At 38.6% G+C, this 7735-nt stretch carries 6 protein-coding genes; 2 read left to right on the top strand and 4 right to left on the bottom strand.

What is annotated here, in order from left to right; translation table 11 throughout:
- A partial coding sequence (locus AAGC65_RS09815) for a carboxypeptidase-like regulatory domain-containing protein (protein WP_343112267.1) occupies positions 1-584 on the bottom strand: 584 nt, incomplete at its 3' end.
- A gap of 542 nt (positions 585-1126) precedes the next feature.
- Between AAGC65_RS09815 and AAGC65_RS09810 the strand changes: the two genes are divergently transcribed.
- Positions 1127-3097: a 7TM diverse intracellular signaling domain-containing protein gene (locus tag AAGC65_RS09810; RefSeq protein WP_343112266.1), complete on the top strand. Its 1971-nt coding sequence runs from the start codon at positions 1127-1129 to the stop codon at positions 3095-3097.
- 42 nt (positions 3098-3139) lie between these two features.
- On the opposite strand, the gene AAGC65_RS09805 is transcribed toward AAGC65_RS09810, so the two are convergent.
- Positions 3140-4984, bottom strand: coding sequence for an alkaline phosphatase (locus tag AAGC65_RS09805; RefSeq protein ID WP_343112265.1), 1845 nt, complete (start codon positions 4982-4984; stop codon positions 3140-3142).
- A 192-nt stretch (positions 4985-5176) separates the two neighbouring features.
- Positions 5177-5410, bottom strand: coding sequence for a hypothetical protein (locus tag AAGC65_RS09800; RefSeq protein WP_343112264.1), 234 nt, complete (start codon positions 5408-5410; stop codon positions 5177-5179).
- 250 nt (positions 5411-5660) lie between these two features.
- On the opposite strand from AAGC65_RS09800, the gene AAGC65_RS09795 reads away from it, so the two are divergent.
- The gene (locus AAGC65_RS09795; RefSeq protein WP_343112263.1) at positions 5661-6959 is read left to right on the top strand and encodes an NAD(P)/FAD-dependent oxidoreductase; all 1299 of its coding nucleotides are present in this window, start codon (positions 5661-5663) and stop codon (positions 6957-6959) included.
- Between the two features lie 61 nt (positions 6960-7020).
- On the opposite strand, the gene AAGC65_RS09790 is transcribed toward AAGC65_RS09795, so the two are convergent.
- Complete coding sequence (locus tag AAGC65_RS09790) at positions 7021-7671, bottom strand: HD domain-containing protein (RefSeq protein ID WP_343112262.1); 651 nt, start codon at positions 7669-7671, stop codon at positions 7021-7023.
- Positions 7672-7735 lie beyond the last annotated feature (64 nt).

The raw sequence follows: 7735 nt of genomic DNA, 5'->3' as shown, positions 1-7735 counted from the left end.
AGGTAACCTATACCATCGTTGTCAATAACCACACCGTCAACCACCCATAAAGGATTATTCTTATCGTTAGTAAAAGAAGTTATACCCCTTAAACGTACGCTTGAAGCAGAACCTGGTTGCCCTGACGTTGAAGCTATTGTTAAACCAGATGTACGGCCTTGTAAAGCTTGTTCAATACGGTTAACCGGTTGTTTTTCCAGATCGGTAGCTTTAACGCCTGATATGGCACCCGTAACTACACTTTTCTTTTGTGTACCGTACCCTACTACAACTACTTCGTTCAAATCATTATGAATTTCGTCAAGTGTAACATTAATACCGGTTTGACCACCTACAGCCACGCTTTTAGGAGCAAAACCAATAAAAGAAAATGTTAAAATAGCATTTGGCGCTACACTAATGCTGTAATGGCCGGTATTATCGGTTAATGTGCCGTTTGTTGTACCTTTTACAGCAACGGTAACGCCAGGCAATGATTGGCCGGCCTTATCAACAACCTTACCTTTTACAGTAGTGTTTTGTGCTAATGCCATATTCAGTGCCCCAAAAAGAAGGAAGATGAATAGAGTAATTTTTTTTCTCATAAAATTTTAATAGTTAAAAAACATTTGAATTGGTTTGGATTGTGCGATAATGTAAACCGCAAAAAATCACATGGCATCATTAGCCGTCAGGGGAGCTCACGCAAATCATTTAAAAATTAGTATTAATTGGTTTATCAGCATGCAGCCAGATTTGCTGCTCTGTTGGTTCAAATTTATATAAATACAGGTCAATAAAACAATACTTAAAAATCACAATTATCTGATAATTAGTTTGTTATATTAATTTTAATACGTTTAATGAAATATTAAAAAGAAAGATTAATGCTTATATATCAGTATAATATTGAGCTTCGTGTACTCAAAACACAGCCATTTTAATACGCTTGAATCCTTGATCTGAAAAAACCTCCAGTAGTCTGTTTAACGTTGTATTATATGCTTGTTTTTCACTTTTTGCGCACTACAACGTTTTCGTAAATTATTGTATCAGGTTAGTTACAATTGGCAATTTTCTTCTACTTTTAAGATCCTTAAAGAAGGGATTAACCAGTCCTTCTTTTAAAAGAAACCGATTATAAACCATGATAAAACCTATACCCTTACTTTATGTATTGCTTTTATGCGTTGTGATGAACCCTGTATTTGGGCAAAAAACCATCAACATAAACAGCACGGTACATCAGCATATTTTTAATGGGGCCGAAATTGAATACCTGGAAGATAATTCCAATAAACTGACTATTGATGATATCAGGACCGATTCTGTAAGCCATCTTTTTCAGGTTAATAAGGGGTATTACCCTAAAAACAAGAATGTCAGATCTGATTATTGGTATAAGATCAAGGTAAACTTTGACGGACCGATGGATGAGAAGCAATCGGTATTTGAGTTTTTTGATCAAACCACCGAACTTATTACGGCTTATGTTCCCGATAATAAAGGACTGTACACGTCTAAAACTGCCGGAGCTTCTACAAATTTTGTTAACCGCCTTTACCACCATAAAAACTTTGAATTTTCTATCAACAATAAACTAAAAGGTGAGCATATCTATTATTTCAAGATCAGATCGGCTAATTCCATCAATGTGATCATCGTTTATCGTACCATAGGTTACTTTATTCACTATGCTTTAACTGAGTATTTAACTTACGGTTTATTCTATGGCATGCTGCTCATATTCTGTTTTCATAACCTCCTTATGTTTCTGGCGGTACGGAAAAAGCATTATTTATTTTATGTGCTGTATGTTATGAGTGTTGGTTTTTATGAAATGAGTACAGATGGCATTGCTTTTCAATATATCTGGCCGGAACTGCCAGGTTTAAATGCTTATGCCTACGGTGTATCGCTATACTTTATAAGCCTTTTCGCCTTGTTGTTTACCAAAGATCTTTTAGATGTTCGCCATAAGGCTCCAATATTTAATAAGATCATCAATTACGTTATTGGCTTCAGAACCTTATATCTGCTGTTTTGCCTTTTCATTAATCCAGGTTTTTTCATTTACAAATTTGTTGAGGTAGTCCCGTTATCGGTAGCCTTTGTAACTGGTATAAAAATTTGGAGCAATGGCTATAAACCGGCCAGGTTCTTTGTTGTGGCCTATGCATCTTTATTTATCGGCGTAATATTTAAGGTGATCAGCGTTCTTGGGGCGGTAAGAGGCATGGGTCTTTTCGCTTTTTATGGTTTGAGTTTTAGCTTTATTGCCGAAATGATATTTTTTTCAATAGCTATAGCCGATCAGGTAAGGTTGCTGAGAACCGAAAAGGAGGCTGCTAAAGATGAGATCATCAGGCAAATGGCCATCACCAATCAACTAAAAGATTCCATTAACCAGGAACTTGAAATTAAGGTTAATGAACGCACCCGGCAGGTGATTGAAAAATCAAGAAAAATATCGGAGCAGGCAGAGGTTATTGAGCAGCAAAACGCCGACCTCATTAATACCAATAAAGAAATTGAAAGGCAAGCCGCGGAAATTTCGCTGATGAACGTTTTACTGGAACGTGATAATATACAACTGAAACATAACATTGAAAAAGTTACCGATGCAAGGGTGCTTTCCGCAGAATTATCATTTGAAGAGTTCAGTTCCACATACCCCGATCAGGAAAGCTGCAACAAATTTCTGTCGGAGTTAAAATGGGCAAAAGGTTATGGCTGCCTAAAGTGCGCAAGTACGCTATACAAAAATGGCAGGGCGCCATATAGCCGCAGGTGTACCAAATGCGGTTATGAAGAGTCGGTACTTTTTAATACCATATTTCAAAACAACAGGATACCTATAAACAAGGCATTTTATGTGGTTTATTTAATGTATTCAACAAAAGGCACTATTTCTTCATACCAGCTTTCCGAAAAAATAGGCATACGGCAAAGCACTTGCTGGCAATATGCTATCCGGATAAAAAAGGTGATGAACGAACATAAAAAGGACGGTAGAAAAGGTGCCAACCAGGGATGGAGCAGATTAGTGATCGATCATAAACCTGCAGTTACCGGCAGGATTAAAGACGGAGCTGTTAGAACCGAAAATGTACTATAAAAGAAAACGCCTTAATGTGATTAAGACGTTCTTTTTTAATGCTTATTTCTTCTTGATGAGTGCAAGCAGCTTATCAAATATGGCGGTGTTAGGATAAGCTCCTCTAAAATCGCCGGAATGCGGACCGTAGGCAAAAACAGGCACCGGGGTTCCGGTATGATCATTAGTGCTAAAATCGCCCCAAACATATCCGTTGGTTATATTACCATCTATTAAGGTTAGGCCTCCGGTTTCATGATCAGCAGTTATAATTACCAGCGTTTCACCGTCTTCATCGGCAAACCGTAAAGCATCGCCAACAACACGGTCAAAGTCGCTGTTTTCAGTTACCACTTGTTTAAGGTTATTGTTGTGGCCGCCATGATCAATCTGTGAGCCTTCAATCATCATAAAAAAGCCTTCAGGATTATTTTTAAATGTATTGGTAACCTTGTTAAAGGCCTGGGCCAGGTAATTGCCCCTTCCCTCCATTTTTGGACGAGTTACAGTATCATCCATCAGTCCAACTATTTTTTGAGCCGGCGATTTCAAAAATTCATCAAAATTGCGAATCACGGTATAGCCTCTTTCCTGAAGTCTATCCAAAGGTGATTTTCCATTAGTTTTTGGCCAAAAATCTTTATATCCTGAACCCAAAAGGATATCAATAGGCGTAGATACCATATCATTTGCGATGGCTAAGGTATTGCTTCTTTCAGACTGGTGAGCGTAAAAAACCGCAGGAGTAGCATCTGTTAATTCACATGCTACAATATCCGCGGTTTTCTTTCCGGCCTCCGAGCTATAAACCGCCAATGATTTTAAAGGCTTACCGGATGGGTCTACCCCTACCGCGCGGTCATTAGTTTTTTGGCCGGTGGCAAATGCCGTCCCCCCTGCTGCCGAATCGGTAATGTAAGCATCAGCCGCGTTGGTTATAGAAAACCCAATGTTAGGGATCTGGAAAATATTTAGCTGCCCCCTATTGGCGGTATAGGTTGAATAAATTTGTGATAGCCCCATACCATCACCAATACATAAAATAATGTTTTTAACCTTCTTTAATGAGCCATCAGATTTATAAGTTGGGTGATATATTTCATACGGCGTGGTTGATACATATTCATTATGCGGTTTGTTATTCAAGAAATCGCCCAGCTCCTCTACTTTATCGGTACCTATAACGTCAACACCCAGTTTCATGAGTGCGATCCAGCTGCTTTTTGTATCAGGAGTTTCCCAAAAACGGATCTTTTTGCCGGCGTTATGTACGCTGTCTATGCCACCTTTTAATTTGGCAATCTCCGCACTGTTTAACACACCTTTACCATTCCATTTCATATATTTACCAAACGGAAAACTTACCAAACCTATCCGCTTCCACTGTTCTGAGTTAAACCCATCCATATGATCCACATCAAATGATATCCATTCCGGATAGTTACTGAACTCAGCAGGCGGAGGCACAGCACCTGTCATCACGATAGACAGACGGCCAGGGTGCCCCGGATAAGAAAAATATTGCTCCAGCGGTTTAAGCTCTTTAATTACCAAAGGCAGTACAGCTTTATGATCTTCCTTTATTTCGATAAGCAAACGAAGCTGCCTTTTAGCATCCCGCTGAAACTTTTCAATCAAAGGATCGATATAAAGTAGCTTCAATGAGCGTTTAGCAGTGATATCCTTTTTATTATGCGCTACCATGAGCTCGCCGTTAACCGCATAAACGTCAGCTTCAATAGAGCCAAAGCCTTTTTCATAAGCACGCAAAAACGGGATATTGTTGTGATAATCATTATGCGAATGCGCGTCGGCAACGGTATAAGTTTTAGTTTGCGCGTTTACAGTTAAACCACTGTTAGCCAGCACTCCTAAAACAGTAGCTACTTTAATAAATTTATTCATCATGCTTTTAATATAATATGGCAATGCCTATGTTTATGGGATTTTAATTTTTGCCAAAGAAACTGTTATGTTGTTAAGCCAAATTAAAATAAATATTAAAGCTAAAAGCCTTTAACCGTTTGTAATTTTTATATTATAAAGCAAAGTACTGAATAAGAAAACTTTGGTAATTGAAATAATTTGATCTATTCGCAATCAATAGTGCATCTGTTCACATAAAAATCCATAGCTGGTTAATACATCTATAATTAGAATTGCGTCATTATGTTTACTTTGTACACGGAGTACTTTATCTTCATCTGTCAGGTCAATAGTCCAATTTTCTTCTCCTAACATAGCATTAAGCGCACGCGCTATATACCGTCTGTCAGTTTTATTATTAACAGAGGTTTTATAAATGAAAATATTGTTTGCTGTTACCTGCTCCATACCTATCTGAATAACCCTTACAAACCTCAGTATTATTCATCTTGCCAGGTATCCCCAATTTGAGTGATTTTAATCACTGTAATACTTAGCCGTTGAGTTAATAAATGAATCCAATTGCATGAATTTAGTGTACAAAATACACCACAATCATACAATTGTAAACAATACCATATACAACTGTAATACAGAAACAAACAGTAAAATTTTAGGTATATTTGTGTATAAAGTACACTATAAAACAATCAATAAAATGAACTCCATAAAAACTACACCGGTAACTATGAGTAATGCTCAAAACACCGTTAAAAAAATTGTTATTATTGGGGGTGGTTTTGCCGGCATAAACCTTGCCGAGCAGGTAGCCAAAAACAAAAATTATCAGGTTATTTTGCTTGATAAAAATAATTATAACTATTTCCCACCCCTGCTTTATCAGGTGGCAACCAGTTTTCTTGACGCTTCGGATATTAGTTATCCCTTCCGTAAAATGTTTCGGAACAAAAGGATAAGTTACCGGATGGCCGAAGTATTAAAAATAGACCCGGCATCACAAACTGTACATTTAGCCAACGAAGAACTTACATATGACTACCTGGTATTTGCATCAGGTGCCCGAATAAACTTTTTCGGGATGGACAATGTTCAGAAGAATGCCATCCCTATGAAAACCATTGACGATGCCCTGCGCATGCGTAATTCCTTACTGCAAACAATGGAACAGGCCGCCATGACCAAAGATCTGGCCGAACGAAGAAAACTACTCACCATTGTGGTAGCCGGTGGCGGCCCTACTGGTGTTGAGATAGCAGGTATGCTGGCCGAAATGAAGAAAAACATTTTCCTCAAGGATTATCCGGAGCTTAAAGGAACCCTTGGCGGAATTTATATAGTTGATGGTGGTAAAAATTTATTAGGCCCCATGAGCGATAAAACACATCAGGAAGCTTACAAGGTATTGTCTGATCTCGGTGTTAAAATAAAACTTAATACCTACGTTAAGGATTATGACAAAAATACGGTAACCCTATCAACCGGAGAAACTATTGAGGCTAAAACATTGATCTGGGCTGCAGGTATTACCGCCAATACGTTTGAGGGTATTCCTGAAAGTAGTCTGGGTACTGGCCGCAGGATGATCACCGATGAATTTAACAAGGTAACAGGCTTTGATAATATTTATGCCATCGGCGATGCCAGCATCCAAATAACCGACGAAAGGTACCCTAAAGGGCATCCGCAGTTGGCCCAGGTAGCTATACAACAAGGGCGTAACCTGGCTAAAAACTTTATAGCATTGCAGCACGGTAAACCTTTAACTGCCTTTAATTACTTTGATAAAGGTGATATGGCCATTATTGGCCGGAATAAGGCTGTGGTCGATTTGTTTAAGAACAAGTTGCATATCGGTGGTATTATGGCTTTGTTCATGTGGTTGTTTATCCATTTAATATCATTAGTAAACTATCGTAACAAGCTAAAAACCCTATATAACTGGGCAACCGCTTACTTATCAAAAGATCAATCGCTCCGAATGATCTTCAGATCATAACCATATTTACCGTTCATGCAGGTATATAACAGTCTGCATGAACGGTATAATATATGGCCGATTACTCTTTCCACGGAGAATGCAAAATGCAATCACAAAAGTTTTTACGGTGAAAGTTAGGGATCATATAAGCGCATACATCCGCCTTGATGTTGCCAAATGTGGTTTCCGTTTTATGTTCAAAACCACCAAAAAACGTAGGGATAATGTTTTTCTTAAAGTCATTACGCGGAAAAGCCGCAACAATCTCGTCCCTGTTTTCGGCACTCAGGTTTTCATAGCCCTCGCCCATTACATCCAGACCTACGCCTGAGTACATTAATGCCACTTCCGGCTCTTTATGTTCAGCGACACCTATAGTGGTATGCAGGGCAATGGTATCCCATACCAGCTGTAATGATTCTTTAGGTAAACCGTGGCTTTTCAGAAATTCACGGGCGGCATTTGCTCCGTCAACTTCAAACCGCAGATCGGGGCTGCTGTAATGCTTGGTTAAGCCCAAATCATGAAATATTGAACTAACATAAAGCAATTCTGCATCGTATTTTAAATTGTTGCGCTGGCCGTTCAACGACGAAAAAAGAAACACACGTAGCGAGTGATTATATATAAACTCTGTCCCGTGCTCTAACAAAAGCTCTGTAGCCTGATTGGCTATGGTACTATCCGGAATTACTATCCCGGCTACCGATTTCATTCTGTTTACTGACATACTTGTTGATTTTATATCAACAAAATTACTGGGGATATGGCATCCCTGGAATGTTAAAAACAGT

Source organism: Mucilaginibacter sp. (genome assembly GCF_039207105.1).
Taxonomy (GTDB): Bacteria; Bacteroidota; Bacteroidia; order Sphingobacteriales; family Sphingobacteriaceae; genus Mucilaginibacter.
Note: the sequence above shows the minus strand (reverse complement) of the source record. Positions and strands in the feature narration are given on the sequence as shown.

Bases quoted from the DNA above. Each gene is read 5' to 3' on its own strand.
- AAGC65_RS09810 (WP_343112266.1), top strand. From the start codon at position 1,127: ATGATAAAACCTATACCCTTACTTTATGTATTGCTTTTATGCGTTGTG.
- AAGC65_RS09805 (WP_343112265.1), bottom strand. From the start codon at position 4,984: ATGATGAATAAATTTATTAAAGTAGCTACTGTTTTAGGAGTGCTGGCT.
- AAGC65_RS09800 (WP_343112264.1), bottom strand. From the start codon at position 5,410: ATGGAGCAGGTAACAGCAAACAATATTTTCATTTATAAAACCTCTGTT.
- AAGC65_RS09795 (WP_343112263.1), top strand. From the start codon at position 5,661: ATGAACTCCATAAAAACTACACCGGTAACTATGAGTAATGCTCAAAAC.
- AAGC65_RS09790 (WP_343112262.1), bottom strand. From the start codon at position 7,671: ATGTCAGTAAACAGAATGAAATCGGTAGCCGGGATAGTAATTCCGGAT.